Here is a 25,759-nt window from a genome sequence, read left to right as displayed (position 1 = left end):
AATTATTTATTTTTCAGGAATTATACAATGCAAAATATCGGGATGTCGTCAAAACTCGACAATGTCTGCTATGACATTAGGGGTCCTGTACTCAAACATGCTAAACGCATGGAGGAAGAGGGGCATAAAATACTGAAGTTAAACATTGGTAACCCCGCTCCATTTGGCTTTGACGCCCCAGATGAAATCCTAGTTGATGTAATCCGTAATCTGCCTACTTCACAAGGCTATTGCGACTCAAAGGGGATCTATTCCGCGCGCAAAGCCGTGGTGCAACACTACCAGAAAAAAGGGCTACGTAGCCTAGATGTAGAAGATGTTTACATCGGTAATGGTGCTTCAGAGCTTATCGTGATGGCGATGCAAGCGCTGCTTAATAATGGCGATGAAATGCTTGTCCCTGCTCCTGATTATCCATTATGGACCGCTTCGGTCGCCCTCTCCGGTGGCACTGCTGTGCATTACTTGTGTGATGAAGAAGCCGATTGGTATCCTGATCTCAACGACATCAACAATAAAATCACGCCCAAAACACGCGGTATTGTGTTGATCAACCCCAATAACCCAACAGGTGCTGTCTATAGCCGTGATTTCCTGCTGGAAATTGTTGAGATTGCCCGAAAGCATAAATTGATCATTTTCGCCGACGAAATCTACGACAAAATCTTATACGATGGTGCAACCCATACGCCCATTTCAACACTGGCTGATGACGTTTTAATGGTCACTTTTAACGGCCTGTCAAAAGCGTACCGTGTGTGCGGGTTCCGTGGTGGTTGGATGTTCCTTACCGGGCCAAAACACATCGCCAAAGGTTATGTGGCTGGTTTGGAAATGCTTGCCTCAATGCGTTTGTGTGCCAACGTGCCCATGCAGCATGCGATTCAAACCGCATTAGGTGGCTATCAAAGTATCAATGAGCTGATTTTACCCGGCGGCCGACTGCTCGAACAGCGCGACCGCGCGTGGGAATTGATCAACCAGATCCCCGGCGTCTCATGTGTCAAACCTAAAGGAGCCATGTATCTGTTCCCGAAAATCGACACGAAAATGTACAGCATTAAAGATGACCAAAAAATGGTGCTCGACTTCTTAAAACAAGAGAAAGTGCTATTGGTTCAAGGAACGGGCTTTAACTGGCCAAAACCGGACCACTTCCGCATTGTCACCTTACCGCATATTGAAGATTTGGAAATTGCCATTGGCCGCTTCGAACGTTTCTTATCGACCTACAGTCAGTAGCATTCTGGCGTAAACTTCCATATGCTAAACGGGCGCACTTTTCGATACTGAAAGTGCGCCCGTTTTCTTTGAATCGCCAATTTTTCTCTTGGCCCCCGACACAGCAAGGATGTTTATTGCAATGAAAGAGAGTCACTTTTTTGCTCACTTAGCCCGAATGAAGTTAATTCAACGCTGGCCTTTAATGCGATCGATCTCCAGTGAAAATATCTCTGAACACAGCCTACAAGTGGCATTTGTCGCTCACGCTTTAGCCGTAATCAAAAACAAAAAATTTGGCGGCAAGGTCAACCCTGAACGGATTGCGATTTTAGGTATGTACCACGATACCAGTGAAGTGTTGACGGGCGATCTTCCAACACCAGTTAAATACTACAACCCCGATATTGCGAAAGAATACAAAAAGATAGAAGCCGCCGCCGAACAAAAACTGCTCTCGATGTTGCCTGAAGAGCTGCGTGAGGATTTTGCTCCATATCTCGTTTCAGACGCCACGCACCCTGAAGATGTGGCGATAGTCAAACAGGCAGATTCACTCTGCGCCTATCTCAAATGCTTAGAAGAACTCAGCGCGGGCAACCATGAATATGCGCTGGCCAAAAAACGTTTAGACGTCACCTTACGAGATCGCCATACACCTGAGATGGAGTATTTTCTCAATACCTTTGCCCCTAGTTTCGAATTAACGCTGGACGAGATCAGCTAACTCACGCTAAGTTACTTGTTAAGTGTTTGAAAAACATAAATGTACTGCAGGAGATGGCATGGATATATCCATTGACCCCAAATGGCTTGAACGCCAAGATGATGAGCATAAAATCCGCCGCGATGATCACCGCAGCCCTTTCCAACGCGATCGGGCACGCATTCTTCACTCGGCAGCATTTCGTCGCTTGCAAGCCAAAACTCAAGTACATGGCACTAGCTTGAATGATTTCCATCGCACTCGCCTCACTCACTCCTTAGAAGCCGCGCAACTCGGCACTGGTATAGTGGCGCAAATTAAACTCAAGCAACCAGAGTTTCGTGATTTGCTGCCTTCGGATAGTTTGATCGATTCCTTATGCCTAGCGCATGATATCGGTCACCCTCCTTATGGTCATGGCGGCGAAGTGGCGCTCAATTATATGATGCGCGATCACGGCGGCTTTGAAGGTAACGCGCAAACCTTTCGAATTGTGACCAGCTTAGAGCCTTACACCGAACACCATGGTATGAACCTGTCACGTCGCACTGTGCTGGGGTTATTAAAATACCCTGCGCTGCTGAGCCAAACTCGCGCCGTACAGCAACCCAATGCAGTCGCTCACCAGCGTCAGTTGAAAGCTAAAGAGTGGTCGCCTGCTAAGGGAATATACGATTGCGATCACGCGATTTTTTCTTGGGTAACAGAGCCGCTCTCTGCGCAAGATAAAGCCCTACTCAGTCAAATGCGTGGTCAGCCCGCAACGCCTTATCAACATCACAAGACTCGCTTTAAATCACTCGATTGCTCAATCATGGAGCTGGCCGATGACATTGCCTACGGCGTGCACGATTTAGAAGATGCCATCGTGCTTGGCATGGTGACTCGCCAACAGTGGCAAGAGGCCGCGGCCTCGAAGCTGGCCGAATGCGGCGATGCGTGGTTTGAAGAACACATCGCTTCCATCAGTGAAATGCTGTTTGCAGGCAAACATTACCGTCGTAAAGATGCGATTGGCGGGATTGTTAATGCGCTACTGACTAGCATTCATATTCAAGCCGTTGATGCGCATTTTGAGAATGAACTACTCGCCTTCAACGCCTATTTAGAACCCAATATGGCCGCCGCGCTGGAAGTACTGAAATCATTTGTGAACCAATATGTGATTCAAATTCCGCAAGTGCAGCGTTTTGAATACAAAGGACAACAGATCATCATGGATCTGTTTGAAGCGCTAAGCGCCGATCCTGAACGCTTACTGCCAGAAACAACGCGCGGTAAATGGCAAGCCCAAGCCAGTGAAAACGATGGTATGCGCGTTATCTGTGACTATATTTCGGCTATGACCGATGGCTATGCGCAAAGGCTCCATCAACAACTCTTCTCTGCTCATAATCACTATTAATGGCTGGTTGAGTGATAGCTTCTGCCATCATTACTCACTGATATAGCGGTTACTCGCTGATATAGTTTTGCTTAAAAACCCCAGCTGGCATTTGGCTAATTTGAAAGGCAACCATCGCATCAAAAGCATCCAGGAGCGGTTGAAAATTTTGCCGAGGCTCAAGCAATGACAAGATATGAAAACCAGCTTCAACGGTTGATAAGCTGTTTTCACTCGGTGCCTTGCGAATACGATAATTGCCTTTGAGATCGGTCGGCAAGTGCAAACACGGTAGCGAATGTAAATTGCTCGAGAGTTGCCACATTTTATACGCTTTCTTCCAAGTACCATCGAGTAAAATAACTCGTACTTTTCTGGTATCAGCATTGATATTCATAGCCGACACGGGCTGCGCAGTCTCATGCGGGTAAAGTACATAGTTGAGCACATCCGGCTCAGTTAAGCACTCATTCAGCTGAGTGTGCTGGCTAAAATCTTCGGCAACAAAGCGCCTGCAATTCGCTAAAGATAAATCGAGAATTCGGGCTGTGCCCATTGGGCGATGTTCTTCTGTCGGATGTTGAAGAATGATAAGCTCGACCGACGAGGAAAGCGGTACGATCAAAGAACAGATGCAGGCTTTTCGCGCTTTACCACATTGAGAACAGTATCGAGACATAACGTGAATTACTTTCGCCTTTGCTTACTAAACATAAACCATCAAAAAAATCGTTATTTTGCACTACTTGCTATCAGCTTGGTCTGCTTGGGGTTACAATGGCCGCCACTGGCCGCCCTTAGTGCGTGGAATCGGCCTGCCATTGAAGCGGGCCAATGGTGGCGGATCCTAACAGGAAATTTCACACACACCAACTTTACGCACCTTGGTATGAACCTCGCAGGGCTGTGGATTATCCATTTTGTGTTTCAGCCGAGCAGTAAAAAATGGTTAATCAGCCTTCTGGCAACCAGCCTGATGGTAGGCGTCAGCCTTTTTTTGAGCCGTATGCAAGTCTATGTCGGCCTTTCAGGCGCGCTCCATGGAATGTTTGCCTATTTGGCTCTACAAGAAGCACTGCAAGGGCGTCGCAGCAGTTGGCTGTTAGTGGTTGGTGTTATTGTCAAAGTTGTCTGGGAGCAAATTTTCGGCGCTTCAAGTAACACCAGTGAGCTTATTAATGCACGCGTGGCTATCGAAGCGCATTTAGCAGGCATGTTGGCCGGGTTGATACTCGCCATCGGTGAATGGCTGAGATCAAAAAAAGCGGAGAAGTAACGCACTTCTCCGCTTAATACTCTCTTGAAAAATAATCTGCCTGCTTCGAGAAAGACGCGCCTAACTTAAACGATTGGCCGTTGACCGCGACTGATCAATTTCAGAAGCACGCCATCGGCCGCTTCACCCGCAACGCCAGCCAATTTATCAGTCAGTTTTTTCTTCTGCACATAATGGATCGCCAGTACCGTTTTATCTTTACACGCAGCAACCACTAAGTCGTCAGAAGTTTTGATCTCATCGACTAAACCGAGCTCTTGAGCTTGAGTCCCAAACCAGTGTTCGCCAGTGGCCACTTTCTCAAGGTCAAGCGCTGGGCGATGCTCGCGGATAAAATCTTTAAACAGTTCGTGAGTCTCTTCGAGTTCTTGCTTGAACTTATCGCGCGCTTTATCACTGTTTTCACCAAACATAGTCAGCGTGCGTTTGTATTCACCTGCGGTCAACTGTTCAAATTCAATATCATGTTTTTTAAGCAGTTTATTAAAGTTAGGTAGCTGTGCAATAACGCCAATGGAACCGACAATCGCAAAAGGAGCGGCCACAATTTTATCAGCAATACACGCCATCATATAACCACCGCTGGCGGCCACTTTATCAACTGCGATGGTTAGGGGTAACCCAGCTGCTTTAATGCGATCGAGCTGCGAAGAAGCCAAACCATAACCATGCACCATGCCACCGCCAGTCTCTAAACGCAGCAACACTTCATCACCTTGACGAGCAACGGCGAGAATGGAGGTCACTTCCTCGCGTAGCGAACTCACTTCTTTGGCATCAATACTGCCGTTGAAATCCAAGACAAAGAGATGCGGTTCACGTTTGGTATCTAACGCTCCCTCTTTGGCCGCTTTTTTGATCGCTTTGTCACGTACTTTGTTTTTCTCTTTTTCGCTTTTCTTTTCTGCTTTATCGCGAGCCTTCAAGAAAGCATCATCATGCAGATGCTGTTCCATCTGCTCGACCATTTCTTTATGACGCTCGGTTAAATTCACCACTTCCAGCTCGCCTTTCTGCGCGCTGTTTTTTCCGCCCACTGATTTCACAATGACCAATAGCACAACAAGAGCGACGACGATTGTCGCAATCTTGGCCAAAAATAGGCCGTAGTCCAATAAAAATTCCAACGTCCTAATCCTCATAGGTTTTAATTTGGTGTATTGTAACCACCTTGTCACGAAGACTTAAAGCAAATCATAACAATAAGGAAGCACAAGGTGGATTATTCAGTTTCTGCAGATGCCCTCAAAGATAGAGTCATTTTAGTTACAGGTGCTGGCGACGGTATCGGTAAACAAGCCGCCATCAGCTATGCAGCCCACGGCGCAACCGTCATTTTGCTCGGCCGCACGGTGAAAAAGTTAGAACAAACTTATGATGAGATAGAAAACGCTGGCTACGCAACACCTGCGATTGTTCCGCTGGACATGAAAGGAGCCACCAAGCAACATTACCTCGATATGATCGATACCATTGCAGATCAGTTTGGTCGCTTAGATGGTGTGCTACATAACGCGGGTCTTTTGGGTGTGATCAGCCCGTTTGAGCAGATCGGTGAAGATTCTTATGACGATGTAATGCAGGTCAACGTCAAAGCGCAATTCTTACTCAGCCAAGCGGCGCTGCCATTGCTGCACAAATCTCCAGATGCGCGGATTGTATTTACGTCTTCAACCGTAGGCCATGATGGTCGTGCTTTTTGGGGCACTTATGCTATGTCAAAATTCGCCACAGAAGGGATGATGCAAGTGCTAGCTGATGAGCTAAGCAACACATCAATTCGAGTGAATGCAATTAATCCCGGTGGCACGCGCACAGGCATGCGCGCCAAAGCTTATCCCGCTGAAGATGTGGAGTTGTTGAAAACGCCTAAAGATATCATGCCGCTTTATCTCTATTTAATGGCGCCGGAAAGCCAAGCCGTGAATGGTCAATGTATTGATGCACAACCGAAAAAGTAATGGCTTAGCTTTTTCTTAATATTTCAATGCCTTGCCTCATCAGCAAGGCATTGTCGTTTGAGGTGAACGTTACTATTTCATGTCGGCACATTACATTAGAGACGACTTTATTGTAATGATGGCTAAAAATCTTACGAAAGCACATCACGTAATCGGTCTTGTGCCACTTGTACTAATAAATCGGGTTGGAATTTAGAGATAAAACGATCACAACCCACTTTTTGTACCATGGCTTCATTAAAGCTGCCACTGAGTGACGTGTTTAACGTAATAAATAGTGATTTCATTCTCGGATCATTACGGATCTCGGAAGTCAGTTTATAGCCGTCCATTTCTGGCATTTCAGCATCGGTGATCATCAGTAAAAGCTCACTCGTTACATCTCTTCCTTCATCGCTCCACGACTTCAGAAGATTCAATGCTTCTAAGCCATCTCTGCATTCGACAATTTCCAAACCAAGCTGTGAGAGCGTCCCTTTTATTTGGTTACGAGCCGTTGAAGAATCATCCACAATCAGAATTTTTCGCCCGACCATCTCCGCAACCAAATCATGATCAAGAATGCCTTCTGAGATAGAAACATCATAATCAATAATCTCAGCTAACACTTTTTCAACATCAATGATTTCAACAATATGGCTACTGTTGACCTCTTTAACATGGGTGATAGCGGTAAGGTAATTAGACCGGCCAGCTAAACGCGGTGGTGGCTGAATTTCAGTCCATGCGGTATTGATAATATTGCGAACTTGCCCAACCAAAAAACCTTGAATGGTTCGATTGTACTCTGTGATGATGAGGTTCTGTTCCTGGCTATCCAAGCGAGATGGAGGAAAACCGATCGCACTGCGCAAATCAATGACAGGAACTGGCACTCCCCTCAATGAGGCTACACCCGTAATATTATGATGAGAACCGGGCAATTTCGTTAACTGAGGAACTTTGATCACTTCCCTCACCTTAAATACATTGATCGCAAAAATTTGCCGGCTATTTAAGCTGAATAAAAGCAACTCAAGTCGATTCTCTCCGACAAGATTGGTGCGCTGGTCAACCGTATTTAAAACACCTGACATACGAAATCCCGAAAATTATAGTGAACTCACATAACAGTATAGCCATATGGGTTAATTGTAAAAAATATAAATGATCTAACCGCGAAAAAATTAACCTTCGACAACTTTCATCAGCAAAAGTCCATCATAGAGAGCTTGTTTAATCAAAGCCGCACCGGGCATGGTTGCCTGTTTATAAAAACGTGATTCCACTAATTCGAGATCTTGATGATAGACAGGTAAGCTCTGCTCTTCGATGCATTTTTGCAATGCAGGGTATAACACGTTCTTAGCTTGGTTGATAACACCACCGATAAGAATTTTTTCAGGGTTAAATAGGTTGATCACAATTGCGATTGCGGCCCCTAAATAACGCCCTAGTTTCTCTATCACATCCACCGCTAATGGGTCACCCTCTGCTGCGGCCTCACAGATATCTTCAATAGTGATTTCACTGTGCTCAGTCAATGATGAAACCTCACCGTTTGCAATACGCAGCGCCACTTCTTCACGAATTGCTTGCGAACTGGCGACTGTCTCCAAACAGCCAATATTGCCACAATGGCAACGTTTACCGTGCGGATCAATTTGGATATGACCTAACTCACCGATATTCCCGTGCCGACCTTGCAGCACCCTTCCATCAAGGATAATGCCGGCCCCTAAACCGTGGTGAATAGAGATAAGAACTGAATTTTCATTGCCTTGCGAATGGCCAAACAACTTTTCAGCCAGTGCCCAAGCTCGGGTATCATTCGCCACAAATACAGGTAGGCCCGTCGCCTTATAAATTTCAGTACCAAGAGCCAGATTTTCCACATTGTAATGAGGCATCTGCAGTACAATCCCTTGCTCTGAATTCACTAAACCGGGCAAGGTAATTGCGATACTCGTCACTCGATCCAATTGCGACGAGTAGGTTTGAAAAAACTCTTCAATTTCGTAAAGCAACCTAGCGAGCACGTCATCTTGGTCTAGCTCATGGATCTCAATTTTGGTGTCGATCAACACTTCACCACCCAACTCATGCAGGGCAATAATTAGGTAACCACGCCCTAAACGCATGGATAAAAATTGCCATCCCTCATTATTGGTTTGTAAACCAACGGCTGGGCGGCCACGGCTGATCGCTTCTTGTACTGTCGTTTCATGGATTAAATGAGCTTCAATTAACTCACGAGTAATTTTGGTAATACTTGCCGGAGCAAGCTCACTCTCCTTCGATAAATCGATGCGAGAAATGGGACCTTTTTGGTCAATGAGTTTATATACACGACCAGCATTGACCTGTTTGATATGATCAATATGGCCTGGTTGCGCCATATACATTGGGAGCTCCAGAAATCAATAACATGCCAATTTTTTTACTTTGCGAAGTAATTGTGAAGCGCTTTAGTATATTGCCGTGACAAGCATCACGGATATACCTAGATCTTCGTGTATTTAGCCAATAAACTGCCATTTGTTTACATTCAAAAAATATGAAACTCCTCTTTTTTTGTGACAAAAATCATCTGACACCTGTCGATAAATTTCACTCTTATTCCCTTTCTTTCGCCAGATCTTGCATATACTCAATCTAGATTCCCGCCCCATCAGGAGAACACAATGACCGCTGTGTTAAGAAGAACAAAAATCGTGACTACTTTAGGCCCATCAACAGACAAAGGCGAGATATTAGAGGCGATTATCAAAGCTGGCGCAAATGTTGTGCGCATGAATTTTTCACATGGTAGCTCCGAGGACCATAAACTGCGAGCGCAACGAGTAAGAGCTATCGCTGCTAAGTTGGGTCGCCATGTTGCTTTACTTGGTGATTTACAAGGACCAAAAATTAGGGTCTCTACATTTAAAGAAGGAAAAGTCTACTTAAATGAAGGTGACCGATTTGTTCTTGATGCAGAGCTCCCCCCAGGGCAAGGTGACCAAGATTCGGTTGGCATTGACTACAAAAAACTACCACAAGATGTGCAACAGGATGACTTGCTGCTATTGGACGACGGACGAGTACAACTACTCGTCACAGCAGTCGATGGTGCTAAAATACACACCATAGTCACCATCGGTGGTCCACTTTCAAATAACAAAGGCATCAACAAAAAGGGTGGCGGTTTATCGGCGGAAGCGCTGACCGAAAAAGACAAACGAGACATACTACTCGCCGCCGAAATACAGGTTGAATATCTGGCCATTTCATTTCCTCGCAATGGCGAAGATATGAAATACGCTCGCCGCCTCGCTCGTGATGCAGGCCTTGAGGCCAAGCTCGTGGCGAAAGTGGAACGGGCAGAAACCGTGGCCAGTGATCACAATATTGATGACATCATTATGGCCTCTGATGTGATCATGGTCGCTCGTGGTGACTTGGGGGTAGAAATTGGTGATCCTGAGCTGGTTGGTGTGCAGAAAAAACTGATCCGCCGCGCTAAGGCACTCAATAGAGTAGTGATCACAGCAACACAAATGATGGAGTCAATGATAGAGAACCCAATGCCAACCCGCGCGGAGGTAATGGATGTTGCCAATGCGGTGCTTGACGGAACCGATGCGGTGATGCTTTCAGGTGAAACTGCTGCTGGTAAATACCCAGTAGAAACGGTTCGTTCGATGGCCGAAGTGTGTGTCGGCGCGGAAAAAATGATCGAAGCTAGCCAACAAAATTACCGAATCGATACTTCGTTTGTGACTGCTGAAGAGACCATTGCGATGTCCACTATCTATGCGGCCAATCACATGGAAGGAATCAAAGCCATGGTGACTCTGACCGAATCAGGAAGAACAGCGCTTATGACCTCACGCTTAAATTCTGTACTGCCTATCTTTGCTATGTCGCCCAATGAACGAAGTTTAAACCGCTGCGCTCTATATCGGGGAGTCACACCCGTCTATTTTGATACCAAAGCAGATACTGGTTTTGATGTGGCCGTTGCAGCTCTCAATACGCTTAAGGAGAAAAAATTGTTAGAGTTCGGTGACTTAGTGATCATCACTCAAGGTGACATTATGGATGTCGAAGGGTCAACCAACTGCATGCGTATCCTGCCGGTCCTTGAATAACCAGTGCTCCCCGTTGACTTAATGGTCGCGGGGAAAATAATCCGATGATGCAATACGGGACTGATATGCCGACTGCGCTTGGTTAAATTGGTCGATAAAGCGATAACCCGCCGTCAGTCCCAGCTCATAATCATAAAGCAGATCTTCTTGACTGCTTAAGAGAGATCTTGACCTCAGTGGTTCGCTGGGCACAATCTGTAGGATGTAAACATCATCTGGCGGCGCACGCAAAAATTCTTGAGTAAGAGAATAAGTTTGGTAATGCACCATTAACATATCCGCTAACCCCGAATCAAACTTGTCACCAATTAAATGACTCAAGCGATAAATATCATCAGCGCCAAATAACCAGCGTCCACCATTGAGTAGCTCCAAATTCATTTGCTCACGTTTTTGTAGCTTAGAACGTTCTATTTGTTGATGGAGAAGACCACTCCACTCTTGCTTCCAGTAAGACAATTTTTGTCGCCACTGACCTTGAATATTTTGCAAAGGTTCATGTAACCAATGAGCCTCGTTGTAAGGCTTAGCAGAAGGCAACGGCTTCATCGGTAACCCACTCTCTACCGCGTCGACATCAGGGCATTCAGTGCGGATTACCGCGACAAAACGGGCACCTCTACGCCATGCCTCCTGAACTGGAATTGATGCCGATACTCCACCATCAATATATAGGTCATCACCCAGCTTGACTTCATGCGGATATAAGCGGGGAATCGCACAGGTGGCAATCAACACCTCTCGCCAGTTACTTTCTAATATCGGGAAATAATGGTCGTGTAGTGAGTGTGCTGAGGTAACAGCAGCATAAGCTTTTCTTTTCGCAAGGACTTGGGCTCCCATATCGACATCCAACCGATAAGGAAATTCCGATATGCGATCTAAAGCCCAATCCAAGTTCATGAACTGCTTACGCCGAACGTAGCTAAATAGATTAAAAAAATTAGCATCCGTGGTGAGTTCTAAAATAAAAGCCTTGCCTAACCCATGCTGACGGCATAGGTAAGCGCACAAATTCAATGCACCTGCAGAGGTGCCATAAAATTCATCAAAGGGGTCAAAATTGGAAAGAAGGAACGCATCTAACACACCTGCGGTAAAAATACCTCTTTGGCCACCACCTTGGGTAACCAATGCATTTTTTCCTCCAATGTACTTCGAGAACCGATCTAAATCCGCTCTCGTCTCTTTATCAGAGATAGTTCCACTAGTGTTCATCAGCAGAACCCTCGTTGATTAATGGCTGATAGCGATCAAACCAAAACCGACGAGAATAGTAAAGACCGTTGCAGTAATCACTAATGCATATTTTAGATCAAGTTCCATAGCCACCTCCTATCAGATAACAAAGTAATAACATCAGTGTGAAGTATCTTCAAGAATCGTTGGTTTTTCGTGCACAATTATGGAGTTACCATCACAATAACCTAATCGTTAAAAAGTGGCTTAGGTTAATAATTATGCATCAATACAATAAAATCATTCTTATCATAGGAGCTTTATCTGCTCCCTATGCACAAGCGCAAGTCATCGTCTCTCCCTTTTTTGGGTATATCATTGGGGGCGAAGTCGAGGATCAAGCCAGCAATGAATACGATTTAAAAGCTTCCTCTGGTTATGGCCTCGCTATAGAAACTGATTACGAAAAAGGCCGAATTGGTCTGTTTTATGCCACTCAAAACACCTCTATTGAAACCATTAACGCGGATGCCAACATCCATTATCTCCACTTTCAAAGCAGTATTTATTATCCGACAAGCCAACAATTGACCGCTTATATAGGCCTAGGTATCGGTGGTTCTTATACGGATGTTGACTGGGCTAAAGATAAATATGGTTTTTCTTCAAGCTTGTTTGGGGGTTTTGAGTATGCCTTTACCGATAACATTGCGCTGAATAGCCAAGTGCGTTGGTTAGGTACCTCTGTTGACAACGAAACTTCAGCAACCTGCACACTGCCCTCTTCAGAAACGTGCGCGATTCGTTTTAAATCTGATTGGATCAATCAATTTTCGGCTAATATCGGCCTAACAGTTCGTTTTTAAACCAAGATAAAATTGTGGTGTGATTCACTAGTGAGTGTATGTTTTTCAGTCATACACTCTTCGACAAAAAATAGTTTTATCATTTATATTTTTTAGACAACGAAGTTATAAATTCCATTCTTATTAAAAAATGACGTTCATTCCACCTAAATACCAATTAATTAACAACTAATACACCATCAAAAAACCAGAGAATAACATTTACAATCTATTGCCTTAACTTAGATTAGTCTGTAGTCTCGAACCCATGCGTAGCTGATTATTTCAGATACAGCAAACACACATCGAACTATTAAGAACAATATTCTGAGTTCTCGGAAAGCTGACAACATATAACACTAACTTTTTGCCAGTTCATGGATGATGGCGCAAATATTCACGGTCTACTTAGTGTACCGATAGTATTCATCACTCCAACACTGGCTCCGCAGCCGAAGAGAAGCTTCATACCTCAGGGAAGTCGTAAAGGAGTAAACAATGAAGCGAGAACAATGGGGATCCCGTGCAGGGTTCATTCTGGCTGCCGTAGGTTCGGCTATCGGTCTTGGAAACATATGGCGTTTCCCTTATATGGCTTATGAGAATGGGGGTGGTGCATTCTTCATCCCTTACCTTTTCGCCATGATCACAGCGGGTATACCGTTTATGATCCTAGAGTTCAGTATGGGTCAAAAGCATCGCGGTTCAGCACCAGCCACACTGGCTAAAATTCACGCAAAATTTGAATGGTTAGGTTGGTTCCAAGTAGGGGTTGCCGCTATTATTGCTGTGTATTATGTGGCCGTTATTGGCTGGGCTATTTCCTACTTTGGTATGTCGTTTACACAAAGTTGGGGAACCGATACTAATGCTTTCTTCTTTAGCAACTATTTAGCACTAGGCGATAATTCACCGACCAATCTCGGTAGTATTCAATGGAAAATCGCTATTGCAATGCTGATTGCATGGGCCATTACTTATGCTGCTATCGTCGGTGGAGTGAAATCTGGAATCGAACGCGCTTCAAAAATCATGATGCCAATACTGTTTATCATGGTACTGCTTTTGATTGGCCGCATGATTTTCCTACCAGGTGCATTAGATGGTGTGAACTACATGTTTGAGCCTGACTTTGACAAGATCTGGGATGTGAAGGTTTGGGCTGCTGCTTATGGACAGATTTTCTTCACCCTAAGTATTGGTTTTGCCATCATGCTGGCGTATTCCAGCTACCTTCCTGAGAAATCAGACATAACGAATAACGCCTTCATGACAGTATTGATCAACTGTGGTTTCTCAATTCTGGCGGGGATTATGATTTTCTCTGTTCTTGGCTACATGGCTCATGAACAAGGCAAACCGTTGACAGAAGTCGTGTCTGCGGGCGTTGGGCTTGCATTCGTTACGTTGCCAGCGGCTATCAACCTATTGCCAGCGCCCTATATTCTTGGGCCAATCTTCTTCTTTGCACTTGTTGTTGCAGGCCTAAGCTCACACATATCAATCATTGAAGCCGTCACCTCAGCCGTCATCGATAAGCTAAAATGGAGCCGTAAAAAGGCCGCTAATGTAGTTATCAGCGTAGGGTTTTTGGTTTCAATGGCCTTTGCGACCAACGGTGGCCTGTTGCTGCTCGACCTTGTCGACCACTTCGCAAACAACGTGGGCATTATGGCGAGCTGTCTAGTGGAACTTACGCTCATGGCATGGCTATTTAAGATTTCTGACGTACGCAAATACGTGAACAGCATTTCCGATTTCAATATTGGCGTGTGGTTTGATATTTGTCTGCGCTTTATCTCACCTGTAATTTTGGCCATTATTGTCGCCACAAAACTGAACGCTCTATTCACAGAAGGTTACGGTGGTTATGACCTCACCCTAGGATGGGTCATGATCGGGTTACTATTCGCTATAGGCGTAACAATCAATGCAACAAGCCGCAAGGAGTGCAACTAATGACGACAAGTGCAATTATTATGATGATTATTGGTTTGGGCATTACGTGGGGTGGCGCCGCCATCTGCATTAAAAAAGCCATGAACAAACAATAATCCTGTTGATTCTAAAAGCCGATGTCATCATCGGCTTTTTTTATGCCTGTCGACAACCGCTACACCTGCCTCTTGAAGCCAAACCTATTCATGCCACCCAAACCACAGCAAAATTAAACAAGTGATGTGAATAAAGGAATAGAGCGAAATAGCCCTTACTTGATTATCGTTTGAGATAAATAGAAAGTTAAGTCAACAAGCCAAGCGTGAGATCCGTCTTATCGCCGCAAGCGGACAACTCAACTAATAAATGAGATGGCAATGATCAACTTATAAAAATAGGGGATGGCTGATGAACGAGTTAGCGGCAAAAGAAAAGGAGGCTTTCGCCTCCTTTTTTATAGGGGAATGAAAAGATATGAATTAACCGTGATTACGGATCCACTCATCCATTTCAGTTTTAAGGTTGTCAGACTTAGTACCAAAGATAGCTTGAACGCCACCCGATACAACAACAACACCCGCAGCACCAAGCTGTTTCAATTTCTCTTGGTTTACTGCTTCTGTTTTAGCAACAGAAACACGTAGACGAGTAATACATGCATCTAGGTTAGTGATGTTTTCTTTACCACCAAAGGCCGCAACAAGTTCACCAGCTAACTCACTGCCTGTAGCAGAAGAAGCTTCTTCAGATTCATCTTCACGACCTGGAGTTTTCAGGTTCATCGTACGGATAACGAAAGTAAACACGACATAGTATAGAACTGCATAAGCAATACCTAGACCAACCAATAGCAACATGTTTTCAGCACGAGGAGATTGAACAACAAAGTCAATGAAACCGTTCGAGAACGTGTGACCGTGAACAACACCTAGAGCGTTAGTCAATACATAAGCAAGACCAGCTAGCAAAGCATGAACAACATAAAGTACTGGAGCGATGAATAGGAACGAGAACTCAATAGGTTCTGTGATACCCGTTAGGAATGAAGTCAATGCAGCTGACGCCATTATACCCATTACTTTGGCACGGTTTTCTGGTTTAGCACTGTGTGCAATTGCAATTGCTGCAGCTGGAAGACCGAACATTTTGAATAGGTAGCCACCCGCTAGTTGACCGAAACCGTTACCTGCAGCGCGAGACGCATCATCAGCAGTCAAGAAACAAGTCATGATACCGTGAACGGTAGTACCTGCATTGTTGGTACATGTACCTGCTTCATAGAAGAAAGGCACGTTCCAGATGTGGTGAAGACCAAATGGAATCAATGAACGCTCAACAACACCGTAGATACCAAATGCGGTTACTGGGTTTTGGTTAGCAGCCCAATCAGAGAATGTTGCGATAGCTGAACCTACAGGAGGCCAAATGATAGATAAAACAATACCTAGAGCAATCGCAAGGAAACCCGTAATGATTGGTACTGCACGTTTACCCGCGAAGAAGCCAAGATATTCAGGAAGTTGAATTTTGTAAAAACGATTGAATGCCCAAGCAGCAACACCACCTGCAAGGATACCACCAAGAACGCCTGTCTCGATGTTATCAACACCCATTACGACTGCCATTACTTTTAGCGTCGCAACCATGATGCCATAGCCAACAATTGCTGACAGGCCTGAAACACCATCGTTATTCGTGAAGCCTAATGCTACACCTACTGCAAAGAGTAGTGCCATTTGACCAAAAACCGAACCACCAGCTTGTTCCATTAAATGTGAAACAACTTCTGGTAGCCAGCTAAAGTTCGCTGCACCCACACCAAGCAAAATACCCGCAACTGGTAAAACTGATACTGGAAGCATCAGAGCCTTACCAACTTTCTGCAGGTTTGCAAAAAGGTTTTTAAACATGTTTATGCTCCTGATTAAGTTATTAGAATTGTTTGGGTTCTAACGGCACACCCCCGTAGCCTAAATGTTAGCACCCAATGAAAATGTAACCACATATCGCATTATATTTTTCGCCTCTAAATATATCTTGATGCCACTCAAACTTTCTAGTTAGTAACGAAATTTTGTTTCAAAACAATAGACCGATCACAATGCGGGAGGGTGTAAACACTGCCAATCAATTAATATAACTCCATGTTTTATAATGACATTGTTAACAATACCATTAATTTCACAGAGTGAATAAAATTAGCGCACTTGTTATTTTTAGTAACAAAATTACAATTTTAACTTTCAAGCTTATTTTTTCAACAGATTAAGTAAACAAGGTAATAAGTTGTTAATTATCACGCTAACTTGATAAAAAATGCCGTCTTACACGCATTTCTCACGACAATTCAACTTTCCGTCGCAAAAAAAGATTTTGGTAATTTTCGGTCGTTTTTTCTTCAATTACTTTTAATGACAGACTTTTTAGCTGTGCAATATAAGCAGCAACCTCAACAACGTAGGCTGGCTGATTTTGCTGACCACGGTGTGGAACCGGCGCAAGATAAGGGGAATCAGTTTCAATCAGCAAGCGTTCCAAGGGCAGCGCCTTCACAACTTCTTTCAATTCTGTCGCTTGTCTAAACGTGACAATTCCTGAGATAGAAATATAAAAGCCAAGCTCCATAGCGGCTTGTGCAAAGGCAAGATCTTCAGTAAAACAATGGATAACACCACCGCACCTTTCTGCCCCACCATCACGGAGCATTTCAAGAGTATCAGCCCGGGCATTTCGTGTATGAATAATCAAAGGTTTGTTAAGGGCAACGGCGGTTTCAATGTGCTGTGAAAACCGTAACTTCTGTAACTCAGCCGTTTCCGGCTGATAGTGATAATCTAGCCCCGTTTCGCCAATCGCCACCACTTTGGGATGACTCGCGTATTGATGGAAGCGGGTCAATTCAAAATGACTTTCAACGTCAAGTGGATGAACACCACAAGAAGCATGAACATTATCAAAGGGCTGAATAAGCTCTAACATTGGTTCAAAAGAATCCAGCGTTACGCCAACAGAAAGCAATTGCTTAACATTGGCTTGACGAGCTTTTTCTACTACATCAGCAACATCGATATGGAGCGTATCGTAATCAAGTTTATCTAAGTGGCAGTGCGAATCTACAAACATGTTTTCTCATCATTAAAGTTAAATAGCCAATCGCTGATCAGTAGCTCGCTATTGAGCCCACTAAACGTCTTTAGTTCTTCCATTAAACGAGTTAATGCCTTGGTTTGGCGATAAAGTACTGGGTAGCTGATCTGTTTTGCTAATCGAAGGCTAATAGGAAGCTGCTGCTGTTCAACCACGCCAAATTGTACCTTTTGCGTATCGGTCAACATGGTCCACAACCAAGCCAAATATTGGGTAGGCGCCTCATTAATCTGCTTCACACAAGCGGAAATATCGGCACTGGCATCGGTTAAGCAATGAGCAATATTTTGCTCAAAAGCCTGATATTTTGCTAACTCTCCCGATTGAATAAACGCCAACGTATTTAGTGGTGAATAACCATTTAAATGCGCCACATAAGGAGGGACAGGTTGCGATGTCTGTTCACTTAACCAATGCGAGACTTGTTCACTGCTCGGTGGTGTCAGCACCGTTTTTTGACAGCGACTGATAATGGTTGGGAGTAATGGGTTGATACGAGAGGCGACAAGTAAGAAAAAACAATTGCGCCCCGGAGCTTCTAACGTTTTGAGCAGTGCATTCGCTGCTGATTCATTCATGGAATCGGCGGGATTAATAACGATAAAACGAGCACCAGAAAGCTGCGCCGATTCTTGAGCCAACTTATTGCATTGCCTAATTTGATCAACGGTAATCGCCTTCCCCTCTTTTTCAGGCGAGATCAGATGAAAATCAGGGTGACTACCAGACTTCATCAATTCGCAGCTATGACAAAACCCACACGCTTCTGAATGGCTATGAGAACACATCACTGCTGCACTCAACTTCTCAATGAGCCGTTCAGCGCCCAGCCCTGAGGGAGAAACGAGTAAGCTCGCCGCAGGGAACTGCTGGTTATTGAGGCTGGTTTGCCACTGAAGCCAATAGCCTGCTAACCAAGGATACAGATCATTTATCATCAATTTGTTACTCAATGTTTAGCCCTAGTTTCTCTCTAGCATATTGGTTTCTAGAAACTGGTTTAACGCTGCTTTGATAGAGAATGCCACCGCTTCTATTGTTTGTTCAGCATTAATCACGACCACGCTTTTATCTTCCTTAGCTAGGGCAAGGTAACGTTCACGCGTGCGCTCAAAAAAACCAATATCCATTTTTTCGATACGATCAAGCTCACCTCGGCCTCTTGCTCTTTCTAAACCGATGCTCGGATCTAGGTCCAAATAGAGAGTAAAATCTGGCTTAAAATCACCTAGCGTTACCTTTTTAAGGTTTTGCATCGTTTCTAGCGGAATTTGCCTCCCACCACCTTGGTAGGCTTGAGAGGACATATCATGGCGATCACCAACCACCCACGAACCAGCCGCAAGTGCAGGCTTAATCACATTTTCAACCAATTGAACACGAGCGGCGTACATTAATAACAGCTCAGTCATATCCTGAAGCACTTCACCTTCATGCTCTTCTTTGACTAAGGCGCGCATTTTTTCTGCTAAAACAGTCCCGCCCGGCTCACGAGTATGAGTGATATTTGTCACGCCGAACTCAATAAGTGTTTCTCTAATGGATTGAATAGCAGTGCTTTTTCCTGCGCCTTCTAAACCTTCTACAACAATAAATTTAGCATTCATGACTGGGTTCTTAACTGTTTTAAATAAGCGCGAACAGCGCGATTATGTTCATTCAATGTTTTAGAAAAAACGTGTCCACCAGAGCCACTGGCAACAAAATACAAATAATTGCTCTGCTCTGGGTTTAATGCCGCTTTGATTGAGGCTTCCCCCGCCATCGCAATAGGCGTAGGAGGTAAACCAAAAATAGTATAAGTATTAAATGGCGTCGGTGTTCTTAAGTCTTTTTTACGAAGATTACCATCGTAGGCATCGCCAAGCCCGTAAATGACCGTAGGATCAGTCTGTAGCCGCATCCGTTTATTGAGTCGATTGACAAAAACGGAGGCAATGCGCCCTCGCTCTGAAGCAATAGCCGTTTCCTTTTCAATAATTGACGCCAAAATCAACGCTTCATAAGGCGTTTTAATTGGCAGATTTGGCTGGCGATTGGCCCAATGTTGATCGAGTATTTTCTCAAGACGTCTATTGGCCCTTTTTAGGATCTCAAGATCGGTCGTTCCAAAAGGGAAATGATAAGTCTCCGCTAGAAACAATCCTTCAAGCTTTTGCTGCTCAATGCCTAATTTTTGGGCAATGTCGGCTTCTGCCAAATCAGCTATCGTGTTTGTCACGCCTTCGGTTTGTGCAAGCAGAGATCGCCACTCATTAAAGCGGCTCCCTTCGACAAAGGTAATAGAGAACTGATGCTCTTTACCGGATATCACGTCACTTAAGAGATCGATCAATCGATCTCCGGGTTGTACTTGGTAAGTTCCCGCCTTAATTTTGGTTATTTCAGGATGCAGACGTCGCACTAACTTGTACATCGAAAAATCCGTTATCCATTTTTTCTCATTCAACAGCGTTAATACGCCATTAAGGCTCGTACCTGATTTTATGGTCACGACTTGCGATGAAGGAAGCGATAGAGGCTGTTCTAAATAAGCATCTACCTGTCGCTCAATGTAGAAATATCCAGCTCCAACGGCGATAATGATCAGTAGTAATACAACGAGAATTCGATTAATCACGAGTTAAAACGCTCCTGAAAATAGCGTGTTATTTTACCAATAGGGAAAATCGTATTTGCAATTGCCGTGACAGGCGCAACGCCTAATAAGGAGTTAGTAATAAACACTTCATCTGCCGACAATAACTCTTCTAATGAGAATGCTCTCACCTCAACCTTGAGATCGGTAGCCGCCGCCAATAATACACGACGAATAACCCCAGCTACGCCTGCATTGTCTAAGCTTGGCGTACATAACCTACCCCCTGACACCCAAAAAATATTTGCAACCGTAGTTTCTATGACATGCTCATTGATGTCTAGCGCGATGCCGTCAGCGTACCCTTTTACATCCATCTCTGACTTTAATAAGACTTGTTCTAGTCGATTGTTATGTTTGTGACCCGCCAATAATGGCGAGAGTCCCATCCGCTGTTGGCAAACACCAAGCTCGATACCATCAGCTATCCACTGAATATAATGGGCTGGGTACTCAAAGGTACTGATAGTGACTTGAGAATCGCCAACGTTAGCAGGGCTATAACCCCGACCACCTTGTCCGCGGCTAATATGAATTTTCACACCGGATTTTGCGGTACTAGGAACGATCGTTGAGAGCCAATGTTCAACTTGCCGCCAATCAGGGGCGGGAATAGCTAAACACCGCAAACAAGATTCCATGCGTTCAACGTGCATATCCCAATATTGAAGCTCACCAGCGCAAACGAGAATCGTTGTGAAGCAACCATCCCCATACTGAAAAGAGCGATCAGTAAGAGATAGAGTGTCACTAGGTTGTCCATTTACCCAAAACATCGTGCTTACCCCACAAAAAGAAACGGCTCAATGCTAAGCATCAAGCCGTTCAAACTCAAGTGTCACAACCACAATCATTAGATTTTTTTGAAAATCAACGAGCCGTTCGTACCACCAAAACCAAAAGAGTTACAGATTGCATATTCCATACCTTCCACTTTGCGGGCAGTGTGTGGAACAAGATCAATGCCTAAACCTTCTTCTGGATCATCAAGGTTAATGGTTGGTGGAACAATTTGGTCAACTAATGACATAACGGTGATAATGGCTTCAACAGAACCAGCCGCGCCTAGCAAATGACCAGTCATAGATTTAGTAGAAGAGACAAGAACTTGTTTCGAACCTTCTTCACCTAAAGCGCGCTTAACACCTTTAATTTCCGCAACATCACCAGCTGGAGTCGAAGTACCATGCGCGTTGACGTAACCGATTTGAGTACCTGTTACGCCCGCATCACGCATCGCGGCTTCCATCGCTAACGCACCGCCTGAACCGTCTTCGCTTGGTGAAGTCATGTGATAAGCATCACCAGACATACCAAAGCCAACTAACTCAGCGTAAATCTTCGCACCGCGTGCTTTAGCATGTTCATATTCTTCAAGAACCATAACACCCGCACCATCGCCTAGAACAAAGCCATCACGGCCCTTGTCCCAAGGACGAGACGCTTTTTGCGGTTCATCATTACGCGTAGACAATGCTTTTGCTGCGCCAAAACCCGCCATGCCAAGTGGTGTCGATGCTTTTTCTGCACCACCTGCCACCATCGCATCGGCATCACCGTATGCAATCATACGTGCCGCATGGCCAACGTTATGTAAACCTGTTGTGCATGCAGTAGAAATAGCGATATTTGGACCACGAAGACCACGCATGATAGACAAGTTGCCTGAAACCATGTTGACAATCGTTGAGGGTACAAAGAACGGGCTCACTTTACGTGGGCCTTTTTCTACCAAGGCATGATGGCCAGTTTCAATCAAATCAAGACCACCAATACCAGAGCCGATAGCAACACCGATTCTTGGGGCATTTTCTGGAGTTACTGTGATACCAGAATCATTAAGTGCTTGGATACCCGCCGCAATACCGTACTGGATAAAGAGATCCATCTTACGGGCATCTTTTTTAGACATATACTCTTCGCAGTTAAAGTCTTTGACTAGACCTGCAAAACGAGTTGAAAAATTGGTGGTATCAAAATGTTCGATATTAACGATACCGCTTTGACCAGCTAGCAGGGCTTTCCAAGAAGATTCTACAGTGTTGCCTACCGGTGACAACATACCCATGCCAGTGACAACGACACGACGCTTGGACACGATCATATTCTCCGGAGTTGAAAAGTTCTATGAGAGGTATAGAAGAGTTAGAAAAACTCAGGCGGCCAGAGGGCCGCCTGGGGAGAGATATTACTGAGCGCTGTTTACGTAGTCGATTGCAGCTTGAACAGTAGTGATCTTCTCAGCTTCTTCATCTGGAATTTCAGTATCGAATTCTTCTTCTAGAGCCATTACTAACTCAACTGTATCTAGAGAATCAGCACCTAGATCTTCTACGAAAGAAGCTTCATTCTTTACTTCTGCTTCGTCTACACCTAGCTGTTCAACAATGATTTTCTTTACGCGTTCTTCGATGTTGCTCATGTTTTCTTTTCCTTTACAGATTTCGCCTAATGCGATGGTTCCGTAGTTTATTCTAACTAGGGAAAGTTGCAAGTGGGTCATTGCTGGTCAAACCACAATTTTACCGATTTTAACCGAAATTAAGACCATTTTTGACTTAAATCATGCACAAATGTTGCGCATATAGTTAGCAAGTTTTACACGTTGTTGACAATAGCAAAGCCTTTATTTCATCAATAACGTTCAAAAACCAACTTATACCATGTACATCCCGCCATTTACGTGCAAAGTTTCACCCGTAATGTAGGCAGCCTCTGGAGAAGCTAAAAATACCACTGCCGACGCAATTTCGCGTGGGTCGCCTAAGCGGCCAGCTGGCACTTGGGCTAGTGTAGCAGTACGTTGGTCATCATTCAGCGCTTTTGTCATATCTGTTTCGATAAAACCTGGCGCAACTGTGTTAACCGTCACACCACGAGATGCAACTTCACGAGCCATAGACTTAGTAAAGCCAATTACGCCCGCTTTTGCCGCTGCGTAGTTGGTTTGACCAGCGTTACCCATAGTACCGACAACAGAGCCCACATTGATGATGCGACCATTGCGCTTTTTCATCATGCCACGTAGCACCGCTTTCGATAAGCGGAAGATAGACGTTAAATTGGTATCAATAATATCTGACCATTCATCATCTTTCATGCGCATTAAGAGATTATCACGAGTAATCCCGGCATTATTCACAAGAATATCGATCACGCCAAACTCGTCATTGATGGTTTTCAGCGTCGCTGCGATAGATTCCACATCCGTCACGTTCAGCGCTAGGCCTTTACCATTATTACCAAGATATTCACTGATTGCCGCTGCACCGCTTTCGCTAGTAGCCGTGCCGATCACTGTTGCACCGCGTTCAACTAATAATTCAGCGATCGCTCGGCCAATACCACGGCTTGCGCCAGTCACGAGAGCAATTTTGCCTTCTAGGTTCATCATCTATTCTTTCCTTTGATTACTTAACGGCATCAAGTGAAGCAATGTCATTCACTACTGCTGATTCAAGCGATTTAATAATGCGCTTAGTCAGGCCTGTCAAAACTTTGCCTGGGCCAACTTCAAGCAGCTTTTCTATGCCTTGCTCATTCATCAACTGCACACATTCTGTCCAACGAACAGGGCTGTATAGTTGACGAACTAACGCATCTTTAATTTTGGCCGGATCAATTTCTGCTATTACATCCACATTGTTGATAACCGGAATTTGTGGTGCATTAAATTCAATCGATTGTAATGCAACCGCTAACTTGTCTGCTGCTGGCTTCATTAAAGCACAGTGAGAAGGAACAGAAACTGGCAATGGCAGCGCGCGCTTTGCTCCGGCCTCTTTGCATAACTGACCTGCACGTTCAACCGCATCTTTGTTGCCTGCGATGACAACTTGGCCTGGCGAGTTAAAGTTAACTGGTGAAACCACTTCACCTTGAGCAGCTTCTTCACACGCTTTTGCTATCAGCTCATCATCAAGACCGATAATAGCCGACATCGCACCTACACCTTCCGGAACGGCTTCTTGCATTAACTGACCACGCAGCTCTACTAATTTGATGGCTTGCTTAAAGTCAACTACACCTGCACACACCAGTGCGGAATACTCACCCAAGCTATGGCCAGCAAGCAAGGCTGGCTGCTCTAAACCTAGGCTTTGCCATAACCGCCAAAGGGCAACAGAAGAAGCGAGTAATGCCGGTTGAGTACGAGAGGTTTGGTTAAGATCTTCTACTGGGCCATTTTGTACCAATGCCCATAAATCATAACCCAGCACTTCAGAAGCTTCGGCAAATGTCTGTTGAATGACATCATACTGCTGACCAAGTTCCGCAAGCATACCAACTGATTGCGAGCCTTGACCTGGAAATACGATAGCAAACTTGCTCATTGTTTGTTTCCTTAAGTAAAAACAAGAGGTTGAACCAACCCCTTAAAATAAAAATCTATCCGCTTAAAACTTAACGAGTGCCGAGCCCCAAGTAAAACCACCACCGAAGGCTTCAAGCAATAACGTTTGACCACGTTGAATTCGACCATCTCGCACGGCTTCATCGAGCGCGGTTGGGACGGTAGCAGCAGACGTATTACCATGGCGATCAAGCGTTATGACAACTTGGTCAAGTGACATCGATAGTTTTTTCGCGGTCGCGGAAATAATGCGATAGTTAGCTTGATGAGGCACTAACCAATCTAATTCTGATTTGTGCATGTTATTGGCAGCAAGCGTATCTTTAACAAGCTTAGAGAGTTGCGTCACAGCCACTTTAAAGACTTCATTACCCGCCATATAGAGCCATTTATCAGCATCACCACCACGCTCTGGAACAGGTAAACTCAAGAGCTCGCCAAACTCACCATCAGAATAGATATGAGTCGACAAAATTCCTGGCTCTTCACTTGCACCAATAATGACGGCGCCTGCGCCATCACCAAATAAAATGATTGTCGAGCGGTCTGTTGGATCGCAGGTTTTAGACAAGGCATCAGCACCAATGACAAGAATGTTTTTACACATACCCGATTTGATGTGTTGATCTGCAATCGATAATCCATAGACAAAGCCTGAACAGGCAGCCGCTAAATCAAAAGCAGGACATCCTTTGATACCAAGCTTACCTTGCACCTGACATGCCGCCGAAGGAAATGCATGGCTACTACTGGTTGTTGCAACAATAATCAGATCAATATCGTTTTTATCAATGCCGGCCATTTGAATGGCATTTTGCGCTGCATAGAAAGCCATATCCGCAACGGTTTCATTCTCCGCGCAAATGCGGCGCTCACGAATACCAGTACGGGCAATAATCCACTCATCGCTTGTCTCTACCATTTTCTCTAAATCTGCGTTGGTACGCACCTGAGATGGCAAGTAGCTGCCAGTACCTAAAATTTTGCTATACATGAAG

General features: G+C 44.7%; 26 protein-coding genes. 9 read left to right on the top strand and 17 right to left on the bottom strand.

The features are described 5' to 3' along the window. The first annotated feature begins 27 nt into the window (after nucleotides 1-27). The 3 genes from AACV20_RS05335 (at nucleotide 28) to AACV20_RS05325 (ending at nucleotide 3,332) form a co-directional block, all read left to right on the top strand. Nucleotides 28-1,242 carry a pyridoxal phosphate-dependent aminotransferase gene (locus AACV20_RS05335; RefSeq protein ID WP_170906989.1) on the top strand — a complete coding sequence of 405 codons (1,215 nt, stop codon included), beginning with the start codon at nucleotides 28-30 and terminating at the stop codon, nucleotides 1,240-1,242. Between the two features lie 121 nt (nucleotides 1,243-1,363). Further along, nucleotides 1,364-1,948 carry a 5'-deoxynucleotidase gene (yfbR, locus tag AACV20_RS05330; RefSeq protein WP_170906988.1) on the top strand — a complete coding sequence of 195 codons (585 nt, stop codon included), beginning with the start codon at nucleotides 1,364-1,366 and terminating at the stop codon, nucleotides 1,946-1,948. 58 nt (nucleotides 1,949-2,006) lie between these two features. Beyond that, entirely contained in the window at nucleotides 2,007-3,332 is a 1,326-nt protein-coding gene (locus AACV20_RS05325) for an anti-phage deoxyguanosine triphosphatase (protein WP_170906987.1), read from the top strand. Between the two features lie 49 nt (nucleotides 3,333-3,381). Here the strand turns inward: AACV20_RS05325 and AACV20_RS05320 are convergent, their stop codons facing one another. Next, nucleotides 3,382-3,990: a tRNA-uridine aminocarboxypropyltransferase gene (locus tag AACV20_RS05320; protein ID WP_013856425.1), complete on the bottom strand. Its 609-nt coding sequence runs from the start codon at nucleotides 3,988-3,990 to the stop codon at nucleotides 3,382-3,384. A gap of 3 nt (nucleotides 3,991-3,993) precedes the next feature. Here AACV20_RS05320 and rrtA point away from each other — a divergent pair, with 3 nt between their 5' ends. Continuing rightward, the gene (gene rrtA / locus AACV20_RS05315) at nucleotides 3,994-4,587 is read left to right on the top strand and encodes a rhombosortase (RefSeq protein ID WP_017048557.1); all 594 of its coding nucleotides are present in this window, start codon (nucleotides 3,994-3,996) and stop codon (nucleotides 4,585-4,587) included. 65 nt (nucleotides 4,588-4,652) lie between these two features. Here rrtA and sohB read toward each other — a convergent pair whose 3' ends face one another. Beyond that, nucleotides 4,653-5,714 carry a protease SohB gene (sohB, locus tag AACV20_RS05310; RefSeq protein WP_170906986.1) on the bottom strand — a complete coding sequence of 354 codons (1,062 nt, stop codon included), beginning with the start codon at nucleotides 5,712-5,714 and terminating at the stop codon, nucleotides 4,653-4,655. A gap of 90 nt (nucleotides 5,715-5,804) precedes the next feature. Between sohB and AACV20_RS05305 the strand changes: the two genes are divergently transcribed. After that, nucleotides 5,805-6,548 (top strand): YciK family oxidoreductase, encoded by a 744-nt coding sequence (locus tag AACV20_RS05305; RefSeq protein ID WP_170906985.1) that lies wholly within the window; start codon nucleotides 5,805-5,807, stop codon nucleotides 6,546-6,548. Nucleotides 6,549-6,679: 131 nt separating this feature from the next. Here AACV20_RS05305 and AACV20_RS05300 read toward each other — a convergent pair whose 3' ends face one another. Then, nucleotides 6,680-7,624: a chemotaxis protein CheV gene (locus AACV20_RS05300; protein WP_013856421.1), complete on the bottom strand. Its 945-nt coding sequence runs from the start codon at nucleotides 7,622-7,624 to the stop codon at nucleotides 6,680-6,682. A 90-nt stretch (nucleotides 7,625-7,714) separates the two neighbouring features. Continuing rightward, nucleotides 7,715-8,932, bottom strand: coding sequence for a sugar metabolism global transcriptional regulator Mlc (mlc, locus tag AACV20_RS05295; protein WP_170906984.1), 1,218 nt, complete (start codon nucleotides 8,930-8,932; stop codon nucleotides 7,715-7,717). 279 nt (nucleotides 8,933-9,211) lie between these two features. Here mlc and pyk point away from each other — a divergent pair, with 279 nt between their 5' ends. Beyond that, nucleotides 9,212-10,660, top strand: a complete 1,449-nt coding sequence (pyk, locus tag AACV20_RS05290; protein WP_170906983.1) for a pyruvate kinase — start codon at nucleotides 9,212-9,214, stop codon at nucleotides 10,658-10,660. 18 nt (nucleotides 10,661-10,678) lie between these two features. Here the strand turns inward: pyk and AACV20_RS05285 are convergent, their stop codons facing one another. After that, nucleotides 10,679-11,878 (bottom strand): patatin-like phospholipase family protein, encoded by a 1,200-nt coding sequence (locus AACV20_RS05285; protein ID WP_170906982.1) that lies wholly within the window; start codon nucleotides 11,876-11,878, stop codon nucleotides 10,679-10,681. 18 nt (nucleotides 11,879-11,896) lie between these two features. Further along, on the bottom strand, nucleotides 11,897-11,986 hold the full coding sequence (cydH, locus tag AACV20_RS05280) for a cytochrome bd-I oxidase subunit CydH (RefSeq protein WP_094123948.1): 90 nt from the start codon (nucleotides 11,984-11,986) through the stop codon (nucleotides 11,897-11,899). A gap of 134 nt (nucleotides 11,987-12,120) precedes the next feature. Between cydH and AACV20_RS05275 the strand changes: the two genes are divergently transcribed. The 3 genes from AACV20_RS05275 to AACV20_RS05265 all read left to right on the top strand — a co-directional run bounded on the left by AACV20_RS05275 (nucleotide 12,121) and on the right by AACV20_RS05265 (nucleotide 14,738). Beyond that, entirely contained in the window at nucleotides 12,121-12,705 is a 585-nt protein-coding gene (locus AACV20_RS05275; protein ID WP_170906981.1) for an outer membrane beta-barrel protein, read from the top strand. 477 nt (nucleotides 12,706-13,182) lie between these two features. Then, the gene (locus AACV20_RS05270; RefSeq protein WP_017045264.1) at nucleotides 13,183-14,643 is read left to right on the top strand and encodes a sodium-dependent transporter; all 1,461 of its coding nucleotides are present in this window, start codon (nucleotides 13,183-13,185) and stop codon (nucleotides 14,641-14,643) included. Then, nucleotides 14,643-14,738 (top strand): MetS family NSS transporter small subunit, encoded by a 96-nt coding sequence (locus tag AACV20_RS05265; protein ID WP_010319106.1) that lies wholly within the window; start codon nucleotides 14,643-14,645, stop codon nucleotides 14,736-14,738. The genes AACV20_RS05270 and AACV20_RS05265 overlap by 1 nt, the downstream gene beginning before the upstream one ends. A 363-nt stretch (nucleotides 14,739-15,101) precedes the next feature. Here AACV20_RS05265 and ptsG read toward each other — a convergent pair whose 3' ends face one another. The 11 genes from ptsG to AACV20_RS05210 form a co-directional block, all read right to left on the bottom strand. Further along, nucleotides 15,102-16,532 (bottom strand): PTS glucose transporter subunit IIBC, encoded by a 1,431-nt coding sequence (gene ptsG, locus AACV20_RS05260; protein WP_013856413.1) that lies wholly within the window; start codon nucleotides 16,530-16,532, stop codon nucleotides 15,102-15,104. 427 nt (nucleotides 16,533-16,959) lie between these two features. Beyond that, nucleotides 16,960-17,745, bottom strand: coding sequence for a TatD family hydrolase (locus AACV20_RS05255; protein ID WP_017049100.1), 786 nt, complete (start codon nucleotides 17,743-17,745; stop codon nucleotides 16,960-16,962). Continuing rightward, nucleotides 17,736-18,722, bottom strand: a complete 987-nt coding sequence (holB, locus tag AACV20_RS05250) for a DNA polymerase III subunit delta' (protein ID WP_170906980.1) — start codon at nucleotides 18,720-18,722, stop codon at nucleotides 17,736-17,738. Before holB ends, AACV20_RS05255 begins: the two co-directional genes overlap by 10 nt. A gap of 9 nt (nucleotides 18,723-18,731) precedes the next feature. After that, nucleotides 18,732-19,376, bottom strand: coding sequence for a dTMP kinase (tmk, locus tag AACV20_RS05245; protein WP_017049102.1), 645 nt, complete (start codon nucleotides 19,374-19,376; stop codon nucleotides 18,732-18,734). Next, complete coding sequence (gene mltG, locus AACV20_RS05240; RefSeq protein ID WP_170906979.1) at nucleotides 19,373-20,389, bottom strand: endolytic transglycosylase MltG; 1,017 nt, start codon at nucleotides 20,387-20,389, stop codon at nucleotides 19,373-19,375. Before mltG ends, tmk begins: the two co-directional genes overlap by 4 nt. Then, nucleotides 20,386-21,183 carry an aminodeoxychorismate lyase gene (gene pabC, locus AACV20_RS05235; protein WP_170906978.1) on the bottom strand — a complete coding sequence of 266 codons (798 nt, stop codon included), beginning with the start codon at nucleotides 21,181-21,183 and terminating at the stop codon, nucleotides 20,386-20,388. The genes mltG and pabC overlap by 4 nt, the downstream gene beginning before the upstream one ends. Nucleotides 21,184-21,260: 77 nt before the next feature. Then, complete coding sequence (gene fabF / locus AACV20_RS05230; protein WP_170906977.1) at nucleotides 21,261-22,505, bottom strand: beta-ketoacyl-ACP synthase II; 1,245 nt, start codon at nucleotides 22,503-22,505, stop codon at nucleotides 21,261-21,263. Between the two features lie 90 nt (nucleotides 22,506-22,595). Then, nucleotides 22,596-22,829, bottom strand: a complete 234-nt coding sequence (acpP, locus tag AACV20_RS05225; RefSeq protein ID WP_014204679.1) for an acyl carrier protein — start codon at nucleotides 22,827-22,829, stop codon at nucleotides 22,596-22,598. A gap of 234 nt (nucleotides 22,830-23,063) precedes the next feature. Beyond that, entirely contained in the window at nucleotides 23,064-23,798 is a 735-nt protein-coding gene (gene fabG / locus AACV20_RS05220; protein WP_026027249.1) for a 3-oxoacyl-ACP reductase FabG, read from the bottom strand. Between the two features lie 19 nt (nucleotides 23,799-23,817). After that, on the bottom strand, nucleotides 23,818-24,741 hold the full coding sequence (gene fabD, locus AACV20_RS05215; protein ID WP_115339171.1) for an ACP S-malonyltransferase: 924 nt from the start codon (nucleotides 24,739-24,741) through the stop codon (nucleotides 23,818-23,820). A 63-nt stretch (nucleotides 24,742-24,804) separates the two neighbouring features. Continuing rightward, a complete protein-coding gene (locus AACV20_RS05210) occupies nucleotides 24,805-25,755 on the bottom strand; it encodes a beta-ketoacyl-ACP synthase III (protein ID WP_010319117.1) in 951 nt (316 codons plus the stop codon). Between the last annotated feature and the right edge of the window lie 4 nt (nucleotides 25,756-25,759).

Origin of the sequence: Vibrio sp. B4-6, assembly GCF_963888245.1 — a bacterium.
Lineage (GTDB): Bacteria > Pseudomonadota > Gammaproteobacteria > Enterobacterales > Vibrionaceae > Vibrio > Vibrio anguillarum.
This window is presented reverse-complemented; position numbering and strand designations above follow the sequence as displayed.